Consider the following 19039-nt stretch of genomic DNA (forward strand, 5'->3'; position numbering starts at 1 on the left):
GAGACTGTCATGGAAAACCTGAATATGGATCTGCTGTACATGGCTGCCGCTGTGATGATGGGTCTGGCGGCAATCGGTGCTGCGATCGGTATCGGCATCCTCGGGGGTAAATTCCTGGAAGGCGCAGCGCGTCAACCGGATCTGATTCCTCTGCTGCGTACTCAGTTCTTTATCGTTATGGGTCTGGTGGATGCTATCCCGATGATCGCTGTAGGTCTGGGTCTGTACGTGATGTTCGCCGTCGCGTAGTAAGTTGTTCGAAAGAAACCTAAGCCACAGAGTTATTTTTTAAGAGGTATTGTGCTGTGAACATGAACGCAACAATCCTCGGCCAGGCCATCGCGTTTGTTATCTTCGTATGGTTCTGCATGAAGTATGTATGGCCGCCGTTAATGGCTGCCATCGAAAAGCGCCAGAAAGAAATTTCTGACGGTTTAGCTTCTGCAGAACGCGCTAAGAAAGATTTGGACCTTGCACAGGCCAACGCGACCGACCAGCTGAAAAAAGCGAAAGCGGAAGCCCAGGTAATCATCGAGCAGGCGAACAAGCGTCGCTCTCAGATCCTGGATGAAGCAAAAGCGGAAGCAGAACAGGAACGCACCAAAATCGTCGCACAGGCGCAGGCTGAAATCGATGCCGAACGTAAACGTGCTCGTGAGGAGCTGCGTAAGCAGGTTGCTATCCTGGCTGTTGCTGGCGCCGAGAAGATCATCGAACGTTCCGTGGATGAAGCTGCTAACAGCGACATCGTGGATAAACTTGTCGCTGAACTGTAAGGAGGGAGGGGCTGATGTCTGAATTTGTAACGGTAGCTCGCCCCTACGCCAAAGCAGCTTTTGACTTTGCCGTCGAACACAACAGCGTTGAACGCTGGCAGGATATGCTGGCGTTTGTTGCTGAAGTGACTAAAAACGAAGAAATGGCAGAGCTACTCTCTGGCGCACTGGCGCCGGAAACGCTCTCTGATGTGTTTATCGCGGTTTGTGGTGAGCAACTGGACGAGAATGGTCAAAACCTGATTCGGGTAATGGCTGAGAATGGTCGTCTGAATGCGCTCCCTGATGTTCTCGAGCAGTTCATTCACCTGCGCGCTGCCAGTGAGGCAACCGCAGAGGTAGAAGTTATTTCTGCCGCTCAAATGAGTGACGAACAGCTTGCGAAAATTACCGCCGCGATGGAAAAACGTCTGTCACGCAAAGTTAAGCTGAATTGCAAAATCGATAAGTCTGTAATGGCAGGCGTAATCATCCGTTCGGGTGATATGGTCATTGATGGTAGCGTACGCGGCCGTCTTGAACGCCTTGCAGACGTCTTGCAGTCTTAAGGGGACTGGAGCATGCAACTGAATTCCACCGAAATCAGCGAACTGATCAAGCAGCGCATTGCTCAGTTCAATGTTGTGAGCGAGGCTCATAACGAAGGTACTATCGTTTCTGTAAGTGACGGTGTTATCCGCATTCACGGCCTGGCCGATTGTATGCAGGGTGAGATGATCGCTCTGCCGGGTAACCGTTACGCTATCGCACTGAACCTGGAGCGCGACTCCGTAGGGGCAGTTGTGATGGGTCCGTACGCTGACCTCGCCGAAGGTATGAAGGTTAAATGTACTGGCCGTATCCTTGAAGTTCCGGTTGGCCGCGGCCTGCTGGGACGTGTGGTTAACACCCTGGGTGCACCGATTGATGGTAAAGGTCCGCTGGAGCACGACGGCTTCTCCGCTGTTGAAGCTATCGCGCCGGGTGTAATCGAACGTCAGTCCGTCGATCAGCCGGTGCAGACCGGTTATAAATCCGTTGATGCCATGATCCCAATCGGTCGTGGACAGCGTGAACTGATTATCGGCGACCGTCAGACCGGTAAAACCGCGCTGGCTATCGACGCCATCATCAACCAGCGTGATTCCGGCATCAAGTGTGTCTACGTAGCCATCGGCCAGAAAGCGTCCACCATTTCTAACGTGGTACGTAAACTGGAAGAACACGGCGCGCTGGCTAACACCATCGTTGTGGTTGCAACCGCATCTGAATCTGCCGCACTGCAATACCTGGCGCCATACGCTGGTTGCGCAATGGGCGAATACTTCCGCGACCGCGGTGAAGATGCGTTGATCATTTATGATGACCTGTCTAAACAGGCCGTTGCTTATCGTCAGATCTCCCTGCTGCTCCGCCGTCCGCCTGGACGTGAAGCATTCCCGGGCGACGTATTCTACCTCCACTCTCGTCTGCTGGAGCGTGCTGCACGTGTTAACGTCGAATACGTTGAAGCTTTCACCAAAGGTGAAGTGAAAGGTAAAACCGGTTCACTGACCGCGCTGCCGATTATCGAAACCCAGGCGGGTGACGTTTCTGCGTTCGTTCCGACCAACGTAATTTCCATTACCGATGGTCAGATCTTCCTGGAAACCAACCTGTTCAACTCCGGTATTCGTCCTGCGGTTAACCCGGGTATCTCCGTATCCCGTGTTGGTGGTGCAGCTCAGACCAAGATCATGAAGAAACTGTCCGGTGGTATTCGTACCGCTCTGGCGCAGTATCGTGAACTGGCGGCGTTCTCCCAGTTTGCCTCTGACCTTGATGATGCAACCCGTAAGCAGCTGGACCACGGTCAGAAAGTGACCGAACTGCTGAAACAGAAACAGTATGCGCCGATGTCCGTTGCGCAGCAGTCTCTGGTTCTGTTCGCGGCAGAACGTGGTTATCTGGCGGATGTCGAGCTGTCGAAAATCGGTAGCTTTGAAGCCGCTCTGCTGGCTTACGTCGACCGTGATCACGCTCCGTTGATGCAAGAGATCAACCAGTCCGGTGGCTATAACGACGAAATCGAAGGCAAGCTGAAAGGCATCCTCGATTCCTTCAAAGCAACCCAATCCTGGTAAAGTCTGGCGGCTTGCTTTAGGGCAGGCCGCAAGGCATTGAGGAGAAGCTCATGGCCGGCGCAAAAGAGATACGTAGTAAGATCGCAAGCGTCCAGAACACGCAAAAGATCACTAAAGCGATGGAAATGGTCGCCGCTTCCAAAATGCGTAAATCGCAGGAGCGCATGGCGGCCAGCCGTCCTTATGCAGATACCATGCGCAAAGTGATCGGTCACCTTGCGAACGGTAATCTGGAATATAAGCACCCTTACCTGGAAGAACGCGACGTTAAACGCGTGGGCTACCTGGTGGTGTCTACCGACCGTGGTCTGTGCGGTGGCTTGAACATTAACCTGTTCAAAAAGCTGCTGGCGGAAATGAAAGCATGGTCCGATAAAGGCATTCAGTGCGAACTCGCAATGATCGGCTCTAAGGGCGTGTCGTTCTTTAATTCCGTTAGCGGCAACGTTGTCGCCCAGGTGACGGGTATGGGTGATAACCCATCCCTGTCCGAACTGATCGGTCCGGTAAAAGTGATGTTGCAGGCCTACGATGAAGGCCGTCTGGACAAGCTGTATATTGTCAGCAACAAATTTATTAACACCATGTCTCAGGTTCCAACCATCACTCAGCTGTTGCCGTTACCGGCTTCAGAAGATGGTGAGTTGAAGCGTAAATCCTGGGATTACCTGTATGAACCCGATCCGAAAGCGCTGCTGGATACCCTGCTGCGCCGTTATGTGGAATCTCAGGTTTATCAGGGTGTGGTAGAAAACCTGGCCAGCGAGCAGGCCGCACGTATGGTGGCGATGAAAGCCGCGACCGACAATGGCGGCAGCCTGATTAAAGAGCTGCAGTTGGTATACAACAAAGCTCGTCAGGCCAGCATTACTCAGGAACTCACCGAGATCGTCGGTGGAGCATCCGCGGTATAACCAGGTTAATTCGTAGAGGATTCAAGATGGCTACTGGAAAAATTGTCCAGGTAATCGGCGCCGTGGTCGACGTCGAATTCCCTCAGGATGCCGTACCGCGCGTGTACGAGGCTCTTGAGGTGCAAAATGGTAGTGAGAAGCTGGTGCTGGAAGTTCAGCAGCAGCTCGGCGGCGGTATTGTTCGTACCATCGCCATGGGTTCTTCCGACGGTCTGCGTCGCGGTCTGGAAGTAAAAGACCTCGAGCATCCGATCGAAGTCCCGGTAGGTAAAGCAACGCTGGGTCGTATCATGAACGTACTGGGCCAACCGGTAGACATGAAAGGCGACATCGGCGAAGAAGAGCGTTGGGCTATCCACCGCGCAGCGCCTTCCTACGAAGAGTTGTCAAACTCTCAGGAACTGCTGGAAACCGGCATTAAAGTTATCGACCTGATGTGTCCGTTTGCGAAGGGCGGTAAAGTTGGTCTGTTCGGTGGTGCGGGCGTAGGTAAAACCGTAAACATGATGGAGCTGATCCGTAACATCGCGATCGAGCACTCCGGTTACTCCGTGTTTGCGGGCGTAGGTGAACGTACTCGTGAGGGTAACGACTTCTACCACGAAATGACCGACTCCAACGTTATCGATAAAGTATCCCTGGTGTATGGCCAGATGAACGAGCCGCCGGGAAACCGTCTGCGCGTTGCGCTGACCGGCCTGACCATGGCTGAGAAGTTCCGTGACGAAGGTCGTGACGTTCTGCTGTTCGTCGATAACATCTACCGTTACACCCTGGCCGGTACTGAAGTATCCGCACTGCTGGGCCGTATGCCTTCAGCGGTAGGTTACCAGCCGACCCTGGCGGAAGAGATGGGCGTTCTGCAGGAACGTATCACCTCTACCAAAACCGGTTCAATCACTTCCGTACAGGCGGTATACGTACCTGCGGATGACTTGACTGACCCGTCTCCAGCCACCACCTTTGCGCACCTTGACGCAACCGTGGTACTGAGCCGTCAGATCGCCTCTCTGGGTATCTACCCGGCAGTTGATCCGCTGGATTCCACCAGCCGTCAGCTGGATCCGCTGGTTGTTGGTCAGGAGCACTACGACACCGCTCGTGGCGTTCAGTCCATCCTGCAGCGTTATCAGGAACTGAAAGACATCATCGCCATCCTGGGTATGGATGAACTGTCTGAAGAAGATAAACTGGTGGTAGCTCGCGCGCGTAAGATTCAGCGCTTCTTGTCCCAGCCGTTCTTCGTGGCAGAAGTATTTACCGGTTCTCCGGGCAAATACGTCTCCCTGAAAGACACCATCCGTGGCTTTAAAGGCATCATGGAAGGCGAATACGATCACCTGCCGGAGCAGGCGTTCTACATGGTCGGTTCTATCGACGAAGCCGTGGAAAAAGCCAAAAAACTTTAACGCCTTAATCGGAGGGTGATATGGCAATGACTTACCACCTGGACGTCGTCAGCGCAGAGAAACAAATGTTCTCTGGTCTGGTCGAGAAAATCCAGGTAACGGGTAGTGAAGGTGAACTGGGTATTTACCCGGGGCACGCGCCGCTGCTCACCGCCATTAAGCCTGGTATGATTCGCATCGTTAAGCAGCACGGTCACGAAGAATTTATTTACCTGTCAGGCGGCATTCTTGAAGTGCAGCCGGGTAGCACGACCGTTCTGGCTGATACGGCAATTCGTGGCCAGGATCTCGACGAAGCGCGAGCCCTGGAAGCGAAACGTAAGGCTGAAGAGCACATTAAGAGCTCTCATGGTGACGTGGATTACGCTCAGGCGTCCGCGGAACTGGCCAAAGCGATCGCTAAACTGCGCGTTATCGAGTTGACCAAAAAAGCGATGTAACACCGGCTTGAACGTTAAAAGCCAGTCTGGTTTCCAGGCTGGCTTTTTTTATGGTTTCGTTTCAGAAAAAACAAAACTAAAAAGAGGGTTTAAAAATTTTGTGATGAATGTCTCATTTTTATTGATCGTTTAAAAGATGAAGCGTAGACTTGTTTTTGTGATGTAAATCACAAAAAAGAATTCATCAAAAACGTAATCGCTATCCAGGAAGAGATCATGAAACTGCTTAATAAAATCGTCGCTTTCTTCAGTGCTATGAACGTAACCTTCGGTACGTTCAATCACTAAGACGTCCGCTCTCCAGACTGCTTATGCGCTGTACCGCTAACTAAAACGACAACACATGCGGTGTGAAGCAGGAAAGAAAGTAAAAAGGTCGCCCGAGGGCGACCTTTATGTTTTTAGCGTGTCCCTAGTTGCGACTAAGGAAGTTACCGGTGTTAAAGCTGCCGTCGGCCTCACGCATCAGCGGATCCGGCAGTGTCAGAGTCTGATAGTCGGCGCTGTGAATACTCTTTCCCTGGGCGTTGATGCTTCTGCCACCGTGGATAAAGTAGTTACTATCATCAATGTTCCCGACAACGGCATCGTCATATTTCCCCGGCTGGCTGCGCAGGGAAAGGTTATCGCTAAAGGTACCCTGCGTTTCCGGTGCGCCATATGGGCTTGGGCGGAATAGATAGTTAAAGCGCTGGTTATCCACCGCAACGTTATTGATCACTACCAGCTTGCCCGGGTTGAAGTTGTCGGTAAAACCGTCCAGATGATTGCCGATGGCGATGCTGTTACGGACCTCGTGGGCGACCGGCTGCCCTTCCCCACCGAGCTTAAAGCCGTTGCTGATATTATTGCGGGCAATTGAGTTCTCGATCACCACAACGCCGTTAGCGCCGTCCTCAATCTTATTGAACAGGTCGAAGCCGTCGTCGATGTTATCGTGTGAGTAACAGCCCTCCAGCCGGTTACCCTCCCCTACGCGCATTTTCACCGCAAAACCATCGGCGTTAATTTTACCCGGATCTTCGTTATTAAAGGATTCAGAATTCACCACCCGGTTATAGCTGGCCCACAGCGGGCGTCCGACATCCGCCGGAGAGGAAATTTGAATGCCGGTATCATCGTTTCGATACGCGGTGACGTTCTCAATCAGGTTATGGCTACCCTGTATGCGCAGACTCTTGTCCGTAATCTCTATTCCATTGATATGCCAGTAGCCGGCATCCAGCAGTAGCCCGTGAATCACGGCTTTTCCACCAGCTTTCAGGGTTTTAATTTTGTCTTTCAGGCCGCTGGCGCTAACCGGAATGGTAGTTTGCGGATAATTACCGGCGGCTAATATAATTTGCCCGCCAGGGGGAACGAGTTCGACGGCGGTGGCTAAATCCAGCGGCGACTCTGCCGTGCCTTTGGCCTGCGGTTGCCCCTCAGGTGAAACATAGAGCGTATTGCCTGTGATATTGGCACTCTGTTCCACCGTCAGCGTCTGAGTCAGCGAGTTTGCGCTGGTGGCCGGCGTAAAAATAACTTCGAATGTGCTTTTATCTTTCAGAACGGCAGGTTGGGTAAACATTTCACCGGCTTTCACGGCTTTCTCCTGCCCGATCACCACTTCATCCTGGCGAACGGTGATGCGCCCGTCGCTATTGGTACGCGCCTGTAGTATGTACGTTTTGTCCTGGCTTTTTGTTCCCGAGGCAATTTGCATGACCGGCGGCCAGCTTTTGGCAACATACGGGGCGGAGGGAACCGTATTTGCCGCGGAAGTCGTCAGGGAAGCATTGCTGACGGTTATTTTGGCATTACGTGAGGCGAAGAAACCGACGTAGTAATGTTCTTTATCCTGCTGGGTAACCAGATCGGCGTGAGGAACACGCTGGCTTACCCACTCATTACTGCCCGTTGCCGCCCATGAGGTAATAAATCCGTCGTTAGTGCGTTCCAGCTTAAGCTGAAACGTCGGGGTTTGCTGAATATCGATTTTCTCTTTGTAACTTTGACGCTTGATTACTGCGCCCGCATTTCCCCACGGCTGGGTTATCCCTTCCCGGCTGATAGCCTGCAGCTTAATATGCGAGTGATCTTTTTTATCCTGGGTCATAATGGCGTTCATCACCATATTGGACGCCGCCGGGAACTCTTCGTAGCCGACCTTGAGGGGCTCTTGGCGTGGGTTGCCAATGACGTCGCGGACCAGCAGTCCAGCGCCTTCCTGCGCCGCAGGACGCGCGCCATTTTCCGGGCCAAACTGATTGACGGTCACCGTAGCCTGCAGGATAAAATTCTGACTGGTTGGGAGTTGGGTATAAAAGAAGGTCAGTCCGTCGTGGGCGTTGGCAATTTTACCTCCCCGGCTCTCGATGGTAATGGGCTGGCTGAGATCGGCGGAATCCTGCGGCGTCAGTTTTTTACCGGCGATAGTGACATCATTGACGCCAATCTTTTCAGGCAGAACATTCGAGGAAAAATTGCTGTCGGTGGATTGCCCAAAGGCGATTGCCCGCCACTGATGGCCTCCGTTGGCCTGCAGCGGTAGCGCGATCATCGTACTGCAAAGGGTTAATGCCAAAGGTATTTTGTTTTTCATTTTTTTCTCCTGGGTAATTATTAAGCGGCATTATCAGGAAAATGAAATGGTGTTTCTATTTATTGCGTCACAATTAATGAATATTAAAACTGCGTTTTATTTTATGGGTTTTCTTTATTTATCCATCAAAAAAACAGCAAAAGCAGAGGGATAGCCGGTATCCCTCCCCCCTAAAATGCTTTTTTTGCGCTAAACGGGTTTGCGCTGGCTAAAAATACCCACCTAAAATGGTCTATAGCGTTACGCTTGTGCGTTTTATATTCGTCTCGTTTCATGATGAAAAATATGTAGATATTTCAACGTGAAAGGCTTTTACTTTTCGTTCTAACAGCAGTCAGGATGCGTATGTCAAACAGTCCGATGAGCGTGGTTATTCTTGCCGCAGGCAAAGGTACCCGCATGTATTCCGATCTTCCTAAGGTGTTGCATTCGCTGGCCGGAAAGCCGATGGTGCAGCATGTTATTGATGCAGCTAAAGAATTAGGGGCATCCGCCGTACATCTGGTGTACGGGCACGGCGGCGACCTGCTTCGCCAGACGCTGCGCGAAGACAATCTTAACTGGGTCCTACAGGCCGAACAGCTTGGTACCGGCCACGCCATGCAGCAGGCGGCACCGTTCTTCAGCGACGATGAAGATATCCTGATGCTGTACGGCGACGTGCCGCTTATTTCGGTCGAAACATTACAGCGCTTGCGGGACGCAAAACCGCAGGGTGGTATCGGCCTGTTGACGGTGAAGCTGGACGATCCGACCGGCTATGGCCGCATTACGCGCGATAACGGCGCGGTGACGGGAATTGTTGAGCATAAAGACGCCAGTGAAGAGCAGCGCCGGATTCAGGAAATTAACACCGGGATTCTGGTCGCCAACGGGGCGGATCTTAAACGCTGGTTGGCTAAGCTCACCAACAACAACGTTCAGGGCGAATACTACATCACCGACATTATCGCCATGGCCTATCAAGAAGGCCGTGAAATTGCCGCTGTACATCCGCAACGGTTAAGCGAAGTGGAAGGCGTGAATAACCGCCTGCAGCTCTCCCGTCTTGAACGCGTCTGGCAGTCGGAACAGGCTGAAAAACTGCTGCTCGCGGGCGTTATGCTGCGCGATCCGGCGCGTTTTGATCTACGCGGCTTGCTGAAATACGGGCGCGATGTCGAAATTGATACTAACGTTATCCTCGAAGGTGACGTGGTGTTGGGGGATCGGGTCAAGATCGGCGCTGGCTGCGTGATCAAGAACAGTACCATTGGCGATGATTGCGAGATCAGCCCCTATACCGTGGTGGAGGATGCTCATCTGGAAGCCGCCTGTACCATTGGGCCGTTCGCGCGGCTGCGCCCAGGCGCTGAGCTTCTCGAAGGCGCGCACGTCGGCAACTTTGTCGAAATTAAAAAGGCGCGCCTGGGTAAAGGCACAAAAGCCGGGCATCTTTCTTACCTCGGCGACGCTGAGATTGGCGATAACGTTAATATCGGCGCGGGCACCATCACTTGTAACTATGATGGTGCAAATAAACATAAAACGGTGATCGGCGATGACGTGTTTGTTGGCTCTGACAGCCAGCTGGTCGCGCCGGTGACCGTCGGCAAAGGCGTCACCATTGCCGCAGGAACAACGGTAACGCGTGATGTTGCCGATAATGAATTAGTGTTAAGCCGCGTGCCGCAGGTTCATAAACAGGGATGGCAGCGCCCGGTGAAGAAGAAGTAAGGCTATTTCTCTTTCGCCCTTTTGGGGGAAAGAGCGGGGTGAGGGGATAATATAATCCTCCCCCCACGGCAGTACCATAAAAATAACCCCACTCTCTACAAGGCTCGGGGCGCCCGGAAAAACGGGTAAACAGGTTGACCGACAACGTATGGCATACAGCCAAAATCGGAATTAAAAACTATGTGTGGAATTGTTGGCGCAGTCGCGCAGCGTGATATTGCTGAAATCCTTCTCGAAGGTTTACGTCGTCTGGAATACCGCGGTTATGACTCCGCCGGTCTGGCAGTCGTCGATAACGAAGGTCATATGAACCGCGTTCGTCGCCTTGGGAAAGTCCAGATGCTGGCCCAGGCGCTGGAAGAACATCCGTTGCACGGTGGGACTGGAATTGCCCATACCCGCTGGGCGACGCACGGCGAACCGTCTGAAGGCAACGCGCATCCGCATGTTTCTGACCATATTGTGGTGGTGCATAACGGAATTATCGAAAACCATGAGCCGCTGCGCGAGCTGTTGCAGTCGCGAGGCTACGTTTTTGTCTCCGAGACTGACACAGAAGTGATTGCGCATCTGGTTCACTGGGAGCTGGAACAAGGCGGCACCCTGCGTGAAGCCGTTCTGCGAACCATCCCGCAGCTGCGTGGCGCTTACGGCACCGTGATCATGGATACCCGCGATCCGGGTACGCTACTGGCCGCTCGTTCAGGCAGCCCGCTGGTCATTGGCCTGGGGATGGGGGAAAACTTCATTGCCTCCGATCAGCTCGCGCTACTGCCGGTTACCCGCCGCTTTATCTTCCTCGAAGAGGGCGATATTGCTGAGGTTACCCGCCGTTCGGTGACTATCTTTGATAAATCCGGCGCCGAAGTGCAGCGCCCGGACATCGAATCCAATCTGCAGTACGATGCAGGCGATAAAGGTATCTATCGCCACTACATGCAAAAAGAGATCTACGAGCAGCCGAACGCCATCAAAAATACCCTTTCCGGGCGCATTAGCCATGGTGAGGTTGATTTAAGCGAACTGGGCCCTCAGGCTAACGAGCTGCTGTCGCAGGTCGAGCATATTCAGATCATCGCCTGCGGCACCTCCTACAACTCAGGTATGGTTTCCCGCTACTGGTTTGAGTCGCTGGCAGGGGTACCGTGCGATGTCGAAATCGCCTCCGAGTTCCGCTACCGCAAATCGGCCGTGCGTCGAAACAGTCTGATGATCACCCTCTCTCAGTCAGGCGAAACGGCAGATACGCTGGCCGGTCTGCGCCTGTCGAAAGAGCTGGGCTATCTGGGCTCGCTGGCGATTTGTAATGTGCCCGGTTCTTCTCTGGTGCGTGAATCCGATCTGGCGATGATGACCAACGCCGGGACGGAAATCGGCGTCGCCTCGACCAAAGCCTTCACTACGCAGCTGACCGTTTTGCTGATGCTGGTGGCGAAACTGGCGCGCCTTAAAGGCCAGGACGCCGCTATCGAACACGAGATCGTGCATGGCCTGCAGGCGTTACCGAGCCGCATTGAGCAGGTGCTTTCGCAGGATAAGCGTATTGAAGCGCTGGCTGAGAATTTCTCTGACAAACACCATGCGCTGTTCCTTGGACGCGGCGATCAGTATCCCATCGCCCTCGAAGGGGCGCTGAAGCTGAAAGAGATCTCCTATATTCACGCAGAAGCCTATGCTGCCGGTGAGCTGAAGCATGGCCCGCTGGCGCTGATTGATGCTGAGATGCCGGTGGTGGTGGTGGCGCCGAACAACGAACTGCTGGAAAAACTGAAATCCAACATTGAAGAAGTTCGCGCTCGCGGCGGCCAGCTGTACGTCTTTGCTGACGGCGATGCGGGTTTCACCAGCAGCGACAATATGCACATCATCGAGATGCCGCACGTTGAAGAGGTTATCGCGCCAATCTTCTACACTGTACCGCTGCAGCTGTTGGCGTATCACGTCGCGCTGATCAAAGGGACTGACGTTGACCAGCCGCGTAACCTGGCGAAATCAGTTACCGTGGAATAACGGTTTTTACATCCTGACAGGGCTGCCATCCGGCAGCCCTTTTTATTTGCGGCGAACGGAGAGATCCCACCCGCTTTATGACAGTCTGTCATTTTTGAGACGCTTTTTTGCCGTCATAAAAATAAAATTTTTCGGCAATATTTTCTTCATTATCTTTATTAACAATATGATTTGTATTGTTTTTATTTAGCGTAAAATCCCGCCTTTTCGACTGTCATAAAACTGTAATAATTCGTACATTTTACTGTCACCTGTTTGTCCTATTTTGCTCACCATAGCTTCGAAACAATGGTTTACGAATCCAGCAGGAGACATTATGAACGTTATGCGTACCACCGTCGCAACAGTTGTCGCCGCGACCTTATCGATGAGCGCTTTCTCTGTTTTTGCAGCAGCAAGCCTGACTGGCGCAGGCGCAACTTTTCCCGCGCCGGTGTATGCCAAGTGGGCAGATACCTATAACAAAGAAACGGGTAATAAAGTCAATTACCAGGGTATCGGCTCCTCTGGCGGCGTAAAACAAATTACGGCCAACACCGTAGACTTTGGCGCTTCTGATGCCCCTCTGGCTGACGATAAACTGGCTCAGGAAGGTTTGTTCCAGTTCCCGACCGTTATCGGCGGCGTGGTGCTGGCGATTAACCTGCCTGGCGTGAAATCCGGTGAGCTGGTGCTTGACGGTAAAACGCTGGGTGACATCTACCTTGGCAAGATCAAAAAATGGGATGACGCAGCGATTGCTAAGCTCAACCCGGGCATGAAGCTGCCTTCTCAGAATATCGCAGTGGTTCGTCGTGCCGATGGTTCCGGTACTTCCTTCGTTTTCACCAGCTATCTGGCGAAGGTGAACGAAGAGTGGAAATCTAAAATCGGCGCGGGTTCAACCGTTAACTGGCCGACCGGTCTGGGCGGTAAGGGCAACGACGGCATCGCCGCGTTTGTTCAGCGTCTGCCGGGCTCTATCGGCTACGTAGAATATGCCTACGCAAAACAGAACAACCTCGCTTACACCAAACTGCTGTCTGCCGATGGCAAGCCGGTGAGCCCGACTGAAGATAACTTTGCTAACGCGGCAAAAGAAATCGACTGGAGCAAATCCTTTGCACAGGATCTGACTAACCAGAAAGGCGACAATGCATGGCCGATTACCTCGACTACCTTCATTCTGGTTCACAAGGCTTCCAATAAGCCAGAGCAGACCGCTGAAGTGCTGAAGTTCTTCGACTGGGCGTATAAAAACGGCGGTAAAGAGGCTAACGCGCTGGATTATGCAACCCTGCCGGAAAGCGTGGTTGAGCAGGTTCGCGCGGCATGGAAGACCAACGTCAAGGATAGCAGCGGTAAAGCGCTGTACTAATACCCGTCATACTTCGAGTTACAGGCGCGTTGGCAGCGCTTGCCTGTAGCTCGAATTATTTAGGGTATGGCATTACCTTTGCCAGAAAGATCAGTAAACTACGATTTTTTCTGGCCCGAAACTGAAGAGTAACGTATGGCTGCAACCAAGCCGGCATTTAACCCTCCGGGGAAAAAGGGTGACATAATTTTCAGCGTGCTGGTAAAACTGGCGGCGCTGATTGTGCTATTGATGCTTGGCGGCATCATCGTCTCCCTTATCATCTCGTCCTGGCCAAGCATTGAGAAATTCGGCTTTGCCTTCCTGTGGACCAAAGAGTGGGATGCGCCGAACCAGATTTTCGGTGCCCTGGTGCCTATTTACGGAACGCTGGTCACCTCATTTATCGCGCTGCTGATCGCCGTACCGGTGAGCTTCGGTATTGCGCTGTTCCTGACCGAACTTTCACCCGCCTGGCTCAAGCGCCCGCTGGGTATCGCTATTGAACTGCTGGCCGCAATCCCCAGTATCGTTTACGGCATGTGGGGCCTGTTTATTTTCGCCCCGCTGTTTGCGACTTACTTTCAGGAACCGGTTGGCAATGTATTGTCGACCATTCCGTTCGTTGGCGCGCTCTTTGCGGGCCCGGCATTTGGTATCGGTATCCTGGCGGCGGGCGTGATTCTGGCCATCATGATCATTCCTTATATCGCGGCCGTTATGCGTGACGTCTTTGAACAGACACCGGTGATGATGAAAGAGTCGGCATACGGTATCGGATGTACAACGTGGGAAGTTATCTGGCGTATCGTTCTGCCTTTTACCAAAAACGGCGTGATTGGCGGAGTGATGCTCGGACTGGGGCGCGCGCTTGGGGAAACCATGGCGGTGACCTTTATTATCGGCAACACCTACCAGCTTGATAGCGCTTCGCTGTATATGCCAGGTAACAGCATCACCTCCGCGCTGGCCAACGAGTTTGCCGAAGCGGAAACCGGACTGCACGTTGCAGCCTTGATGGAGCTGGGTCTGATTCTGTTCGTTATCACCTTTATTGTTCTGGCCGCATCAAAGTTTATGATCATGCGCCTGGCTAAGAACGAGGGGGCACGCTAATGGCGACGATTGAACTACAAACCACCGCGGAGCTGGCGGAGTCTCGCCGAAAAATGCAGGCGAAACGCCGCATGAAAAACCGCCTCGCGCTGACGCTATCGATGGCGACCATGGCGTTTGGTCTGTTCTGGTTAATCTGGATCCTGATGTCCACCGTTACCCGCGGCATCGACGGCATGAGCCTGGCGCTGTTTACCGAAATGACCCCGCCGCCAAATACGGCGGGCGGCGGTCTGGCGAACGCCCTGGCAGGTAGCGGATTGTTGATTCTGTGGTCGACGGTTATCGGTACCCCACTGGGCATTCTGGCGGGGATTTATCTGGCGGAATATGGCCGTAAATCCTGGTTGGCTGAAGTCATTCGTTTTATTAACGACATCCTGCTTTCCGCGCCGTCGATTGTCGTCGGTCTGTTTGTGTACACCATCGTCGTTGCGCAAATGCAGCACTTTTCCGGCTGGGCGGGCGTGATTGCGCTGGCGCTGCTGCAGGTACCTATCGTTATTCGTACCACTGAAAACATGCTGAAGCTGGTTCCGGACAGCCTGCGCGAGGCGGCCTATGCGCTCGGTACGCCAAAGTGGCGAATGATTTCTGCGATCACCCTGAAGGCATCGGTATCGGGCATTATGACCGGTATCCTGCTGGCTATCGCCCGTATCGCCGGGGAAACGGCGCCGCTGCTGTTTACCGCGCTCTCCAATCAGTTCTGGAGCACCGATATGATGCAACCGATCGCTAACTTGCCGGTGACGATTTTCAAATTTGCCATGAGTCCGTTTGCGGAGTGGCAGCAACTGGCATGGGCCGGGGTCTTGATTATCACCCTGTGCGTATTGCTGCTGAACATTCTGGCGCGCGTTATTTTCGCGAAGAATAAACACGGTTAATTTTTGCGGCGCGGCGAAACGCGGCGCCGAATGAGGAAGAGAACGAGATGAGTATGGTGAATACGACCCCGGGTAAACTTTCAGTACGTAATCTGAACTTCTACTACGGAAAATTCCATGCCCTGAAAAACATCAACCTGGATATCACCAAAAACCAGGTTACGGCATTTATCGGTCCGTCAGGCTGCGGTAAATCCACGCTGCTGCGTACGTTCAACAAAATGTTTGAGCTGTACCCGGAGCAGCGTGCGGAAGGTGAAATTCTGCTGGATGGCGATAATATTCTCACCAACACCCAGGATATCGCCCTGCTGCGCGCCAAAGTGGGGATGGTGTTCCAGAAGCCGACGCCGTTCCCGATGTCGATTTATGACAACATCGCCTTTGGCGTACGCCTGTTTGAGAAACTCTCCCGCGCGGATATGGACGAGCGAGTGCAATGGGCTTTGACCAAAGCCGCATTGTGGAATGAAACCAAAGATAAACTGCATCAGAGCGGATATTCTCTCTCCGGTGGTCAGCAGCAGCGTCTGTGCATCGCGCGCGGTATCGCTATTCGTCCGGAAGTCTTACTGCTGGATGAGCCCTGCTCGGCGCTGGACCCGATCTCTACCGGGCGTATTGAAGAGCTGATTACCGAACTGAAACAGGATTACACCGTCGTTATCGTGACCCACAACATGCAGCAGGCCGCGCGTTGTTCCGACCATACGGCATTTATGTATCTTGGCGAGCTGATTGAATTCAGCAACACGGACGATCTGTTTACCAAGCCCGCTAAGAAGCAAACTGAAGATTATATTACTGGCCGCTACGGTTGATTGCCCTTCTGCTTTCAGGCTCTAACCTATTGGGCAATCAGGAGATACTATGGATAACCTAAACCTTAACAAACATATTTCCGGCCAGTTCAACGCTGAACTGGAGTACATCCGCACCCAGGTCATGACCATGGGTGGGCTGGTGGAACAGCAGCTTTCTGATGCGATCACCGCTATGCATAACCAGGACAGCGAGCTGGCGAAGCGCGTTATCGACGGCGATAAGCAGGTCAATATGATGGAAGTGGCGATCGATGAAGCCTGCGTACGCATCATCGCCAAGCGCCAGCCAACCGCCAGCGACCTGCGCCTGGTGATGGCGATTATCAAAACCATCGCCGAGCTGGAACGTATTGGCGACGTAGCGGATAAAATTTGCCGCACCGCGCTGGAAAAATTCTCCCAGCAGCATCAGCCGCTGCTGGTCAGCCTGGAATCGCTGGGGCGCCATACCGTGCAGATGCTGCACGATGTGCTGGATGCCTTTGCGCGTATGGACCTTGATGAAGCCGTGCGTATCTATCGCGAAGATAAGAAAGTTGACCAGGAATATGAAGGCATCGTGCGTCAACTGATGACCTATATGATGGAAGATTCGCGCACTATTCCAAGCGTATTGACCGCGCTGTTCTGCGCCCGCTCGATTGAGCGTATCGGCGACCGTTGCCAGAATATCTGCGAATATATTTTCTACTTCGTCAAAGGTCAGGATTTTCGTCATGTTGGCGGTGACGAGCTGGATAAACTGCTGGCGGGGAAAGACCCCAAAGAGTAATAAATCACAGAGACTAATTCTGATAAAAGGACATATCAGAATTAGTTATGATATATATTTCGGTTTTTTTTCATTAACAATAACGGTGCGATTGTCGTCACAAATAACAATTTCACCAATTGTGGTTTTATTTTTATAGCGTAACAATACGGTTTATCAATCGAGTGACTTGTCGTTACAAGGCTCGAATGGAAACGGCGGATTGTTACTGCGTAAGCAGGCAAAACCTGACATCACCTTTAATCTGGTGATGTCAGGTTTTTTTTTGCCAAATAATCCACTCGCAGTAGATGAATGGGGTTGTTACCGCCGTGCGGGCAAAACCTGAAGAAAATCGCCTCTGTTTTATGCAGAGAGTTTTCTTCAGGTTTTTTTATACGCTGCAAGGATGTCTGAGGGTAACCATGCCTCGCGCTGGTCGTTATTTTTCACGATGTTCAGCTGCACTCATTTTATATAAAGGGAATTTATGTTTAGAAGAAATCTGATTACATCTGCCATTATTATTATGGCGCCGCTCGCTTATTCTACCCATGCTATGGCGGCATCGTTGACGGTTGAGCAGCGCCTTGAACTTCTGGAAAAGGCGCTTAAGGATACGCAGTCCGAACTCAAAAAATATAAAGATGAAGAGAAAGCCAGAAATCAAATATGGGTCGCCAATACGCAGCCGGGCGAAAATAAAACTAGCTCGGCCCAGCAAGTTGTTAGCCCGCCAGCGCCGGCCCGCGCCGCCCAAAAACCGGCGGCAGTGCTGGTGAAAAATGAACAACCTGCGGCTAATGGCGAGTCTATCTATAGCTCCATGACGATGAAGGATTTCAGCAAGTTTGTGAAGGATGAAATTGGCTTCAGCTATAACGGCTATTACCGTTCCGGTTGGGGAACCGCCTCTCATGGATCGCCAAAATCGTGGGCGATTGGTTCGCTTGGCCGCTTTGGTAACGAATACTCTGGCTGGTTTGATTTACAGCTTAAGCAGCGGGTCTATCAGGAAGGCAATAGGCGTGTTGATGCGATCGTGATGTTAGACGGTAACGTCGGGCAGCAATATTCCAGCGGCTGGTTCGGGGATAATGCTGGCGGCGAGAACTATATGCAGTTCTCTGATATGTACGTCAATACCAAAGGTTTCCTGCCGTTTGCGCCGGAGGCGGATTTCTGGGTCGGCAAGCACGGCGCGCCGAAAATTGAAATCCAGATGCTGGACTGGAAAACGCAAAGAACCGATGCTGCAGCTGGCGTTGGTCTTGAAAACTGGAAGGTGGGCGCGGGTAAGTTTGATATTGCGCTGGTGCGCGAGGACGTTGATGACTACAACCGTACGTTGACCAAAAGCCAGCAAATTAACACCAATACTATTGATGTTCGTTATAAAGAGATCCCGCTTTGGGATAAAGCGTCATTGATGGTCAGCGGCCGGTATGTCGCGGCAAATCAGAGTTCATCCGAGAAATATAATGAAGGTAATAATGGGTATTATGAATGGAAAGATACCTGGATGGCGGGAACGTCGTTAACGCAGAAATTCGATAACGGCGGGTTTAACGAATTTTCATTCCTGCTGGCGAATAATTCCATCGCCAGCAGCTTCTCGCGCTACGCGGGATCCAGTCCGTATACCACATTCAACGGCAGATACTATGGCGATCATACTAACGGCACAGCCGTTCGTTTGACCTCCCAGGGGGAAACCTATCTGAGTGATGACATCATTATGGCTAACGCCATCGTTTACTCCTTTGGTAATGATGTCTACAGCTACGAGACCGGCGCACACTCCGATTTCGAATCTATTCGCGCCGTCGTTCGTCCCGCTTGGATCTGGGATAAATATAACCAAACCGGCGTCGAACTGGGCTATTTCAAACAGCAGAACAAAGATATCACCGGCAAGAAATATAACGAATCCGGCTACAAAACCACCTTGTTCCATACCTTTAAAGTGAATACCAGTATGCTGACCTCACGCCCGGAAATTCGTTTCTATGCGACTTATATTAAAGCGAAGGATATCGACCTGGATAAGGCCGCTAACAGCAACACCAGCAGCATTTTTGAAGATGGCAAGAACGATCAGTTTGCCGTTGGCGCCCAGGCTGAAATCTGGTGGTAAGGCTGGCAATGGCCAGGACAAAACTCTAAAGAGG

16 protein-coding genes are annotated in these 19039 nt (G+C 52.3%); 15 read left to right on the plus strand and 1 reads right to left on the minus strand.

What is annotated here, in order from left to right:
* Positions 1–9 precede the first annotated feature (9 nt).
* From atpE to K7H21_RS27890, 7 genes are read left to right on the plus strand one after another with little or no spacing between them, the layout of a single operon-like run.
* Entirely contained in the window at positions 10–249 is a 240-nt protein-coding gene (gene atpE, locus K7H21_RS27860; RefSeq protein ID WP_000429386.1) for a F0F1 ATP synthase subunit C, read from the plus strand.
* Positions 250–305: 56 nt separating this feature from the next.
* Positions 306–776 carry a F0F1 ATP synthase subunit B gene (gene atpF / locus K7H21_RS27865; RefSeq protein WP_004107293.1) on the plus strand — a complete coding sequence of 157 codons (471 nt, stop codon included), beginning with the start codon at positions 306–308 and terminating at the stop codon, positions 774–776.
* Between the two features lie 14 nt (positions 777–790).
* Positions 791–1324 (plus strand): F0F1 ATP synthase subunit delta, encoded by a 534-nt coding sequence (gene atpH / locus K7H21_RS27870; protein WP_004127031.1) that lies wholly within the window; start codon positions 791–793, stop codon positions 1322–1324.
* Between the two features lie 12 nt (positions 1325–1336).
* Positions 1337–2878, plus strand: coding sequence for a F0F1 ATP synthase subunit alpha (gene atpA / locus K7H21_RS27875; RefSeq protein ID WP_004127029.1), 1542 nt, complete (start codon positions 1337–1339; stop codon positions 2876–2878).
* A gap of 50 nt (positions 2879–2928) precedes the next feature.
* The gene (gene atpG / locus K7H21_RS27880) at positions 2929–3792 is read left to right on the plus strand and encodes a F0F1 ATP synthase subunit gamma (protein WP_004127027.1); all 864 of its coding nucleotides are present in this window, start codon (positions 2929–2931) and stop codon (positions 3790–3792) included.
* Between the two features lie 26 nt (positions 3793–3818).
* Positions 3819–5201 carry a F0F1 ATP synthase subunit beta gene (gene atpD, locus K7H21_RS27885; RefSeq protein WP_004127025.1) on the plus strand — a complete coding sequence of 461 codons (1383 nt, stop codon included), beginning with the start codon at positions 3819–3821 and terminating at the stop codon, positions 5199–5201.
* A 20-nt stretch (positions 5202–5221) separates the two neighbouring features.
* Complete coding sequence (locus tag K7H21_RS27890) at positions 5222–5641, plus strand: F0F1 ATP synthase subunit epsilon (protein ID WP_004107274.1); 420 nt, start codon at positions 5222–5224, stop codon at positions 5639–5641.
* A 412-nt stretch (positions 5642–6053) separates the two neighbouring features.
* Here the strand turns inward: K7H21_RS27890 and K7H21_RS27895 are convergent, their stop codons facing one another.
* Positions 6054–8225 carry a right-handed parallel beta-helix repeat-containing protein gene (locus K7H21_RS27895; RefSeq protein ID WP_049113668.1) on the minus strand — a complete coding sequence of 724 codons (2172 nt, stop codon included), beginning with the start codon at positions 8223–8225 and terminating at the stop codon, positions 6054–6056.
* A gap of 345 nt (positions 8226–8570) precedes the next feature.
* On the opposite strand from K7H21_RS27895, the gene glmU reads away from it, so the two are divergent.
* The 8 genes from glmU to K7H21_RS27935 all read left to right on the plus strand — a co-directional run bounded on the left by glmU (position 8571) and on the right by K7H21_RS27935 (position 19005).
* A complete protein-coding gene (gene glmU / locus K7H21_RS27900) occupies positions 8571–9941 on the plus strand; it encodes a bifunctional UDP-N-acetylglucosamine diphosphorylase/glucosamine-1-phosphate N-acetyltransferase GlmU (RefSeq protein ID WP_223035496.1) in 1371 nt (456 codons plus the stop codon).
* A gap of 180 nt (positions 9942–10121) precedes the next feature.
* Positions 10122–11951 carry a glutamine--fructose-6-phosphate transaminase (isomerizing) gene (gene glmS, locus K7H21_RS27905; RefSeq protein ID WP_004871870.1) on the plus strand — a complete coding sequence of 610 codons (1830 nt, stop codon included), beginning with the start codon at positions 10122–10124 and terminating at the stop codon, positions 11949–11951.
* Between the two features lie 316 nt (positions 11952–12267).
* On the plus strand, positions 12268–13308 hold the full coding sequence (gene pstS, locus K7H21_RS27910; protein WP_004127017.1) for a phosphate ABC transporter substrate-binding protein PstS: 1041 nt from the start codon (positions 12268–12270) through the stop codon (positions 13306–13308).
* 135 nt (positions 13309–13443) lie between these two features.
* The gene (gene pstC / locus K7H21_RS27915; protein WP_004107261.1) at positions 13444–14403 is read left to right on the plus strand and encodes a phosphate ABC transporter permease PstC; all 960 of its coding nucleotides are present in this window, start codon (positions 13444–13446) and stop codon (positions 14401–14403) included.
* Complete coding sequence (gene pstA, locus K7H21_RS27920; protein ID WP_004107257.1) at positions 14403–15293, plus strand: phosphate ABC transporter permease PstA; 891 nt, start codon at positions 14403–14405, stop codon at positions 15291–15293. The genes pstC and pstA overlap by 1 nt, the downstream gene beginning before the upstream one ends.
* A 47-nt stretch (positions 15294–15340) precedes the next feature.
* Complete coding sequence (pstB, locus tag K7H21_RS27925) at positions 15341–16114, plus strand: phosphate ABC transporter ATP-binding protein PstB (protein ID WP_004107254.1); 774 nt, start codon at positions 15341–15343, stop codon at positions 16112–16114.
* A gap of 49 nt (positions 16115–16163) precedes the next feature.
* Complete coding sequence (phoU, locus tag K7H21_RS27930; protein WP_004107251.1) at positions 16164–16889, plus strand: phosphate signaling complex protein PhoU; 726 nt, start codon at positions 16164–16166, stop codon at positions 16887–16889.
* A gap of 469 nt (positions 16890–17358) precedes the next feature.
* Positions 17359–19005, plus strand: coding sequence for a carbohydrate porin (locus K7H21_RS27935; protein WP_004127013.1), 1647 nt, complete (start codon positions 17359–17361; stop codon positions 19003–19005).
* Positions 19006–19039 lie beyond the last annotated feature (34 nt).

It is taken from the genome of Klebsiella sp. CTHL.F3a (genome assembly GCF_019890895.1).
GTDB lineage: Bacteria > Pseudomonadota > Gammaproteobacteria > Enterobacterales > Enterobacteriaceae > Klebsiella > Klebsiella grimontii.

Coding starts and splice junctions, on each gene's coding strand:
- atpE (WP_000429386.1), top strand. CDS start 10: ATGGAAAACCTGAATATGGATCTGCTGTACATGGCTGCCGCTGTGATG.
- atpH (WP_004127031.1), top strand. CDS start 791: ATGTCTGAATTTGTAACGGTAGCTCGCCCCTACGCCAAAGCAGCTTTT.
- atpA (WP_004127029.1), top strand. CDS start 1,337: ATGCAACTGAATTCCACCGAAATCAGCGAACTGATCAAGCAGCGCATT.
- atpG (WP_004127027.1), top strand. CDS start 2,929: ATGGCCGGCGCAAAAGAGATACGTAGTAAGATCGCAAGCGTCCAGAAC.
- atpD (WP_004127025.1), top strand. CDS start 3,819: ATGGCTACTGGAAAAATTGTCCAGGTAATCGGCGCCGTGGTCGACGTC.
- K7H21_RS27890 (WP_004107274.1), top strand. CDS start 5,222: ATGGCAATGACTTACCACCTGGACGTCGTCAGCGCAGAGAAACAAATG.
- K7H21_RS27895 (WP_049113668.1), bottom strand. CDS start 8,225: ATGAAAAACAAAATACCTTTGGCATTAACCCTTTGCAGTACGATGATC.
- glmU (WP_223035496.1), top strand. CDS start 8,571: ATGTCAAACAGTCCGATGAGCGTGGTTATTCTTGCCGCAGGCAAAGGT.
- glmS (WP_004871870.1), top strand. CDS start 10,122: ATGTGTGGAATTGTTGGCGCAGTCGCGCAGCGTGATATTGCTGAAATC.
- pstS (WP_004127017.1), top strand. CDS start 12,268: ATGAACGTTATGCGTACCACCGTCGCAACAGTTGTCGCCGCGACCTTA.
- pstC (WP_004107261.1), top strand. CDS start 13,444: ATGGCTGCAACCAAGCCGGCATTTAACCCTCCGGGGAAAAAGGGTGAC.
- pstA (WP_004107257.1), top strand. CDS start 14,403: ATGGCGACGATTGAACTACAAACCACCGCGGAGCTGGCGGAGTCTCGC.
- pstB (WP_004107254.1), top strand. CDS start 15,341: ATGAGTATGGTGAATACGACCCCGGGTAAACTTTCAGTACGTAATCTG.
- phoU (WP_004107251.1), top strand. CDS start 16,164: ATGGATAACCTAAACCTTAACAAACATATTTCCGGCCAGTTCAACGCT.
- K7H21_RS27935 (WP_004127013.1), top strand. CDS start 17,359: ATGTTTAGAAGAAATCTGATTACATCTGCCATTATTATTATGGCGCCG.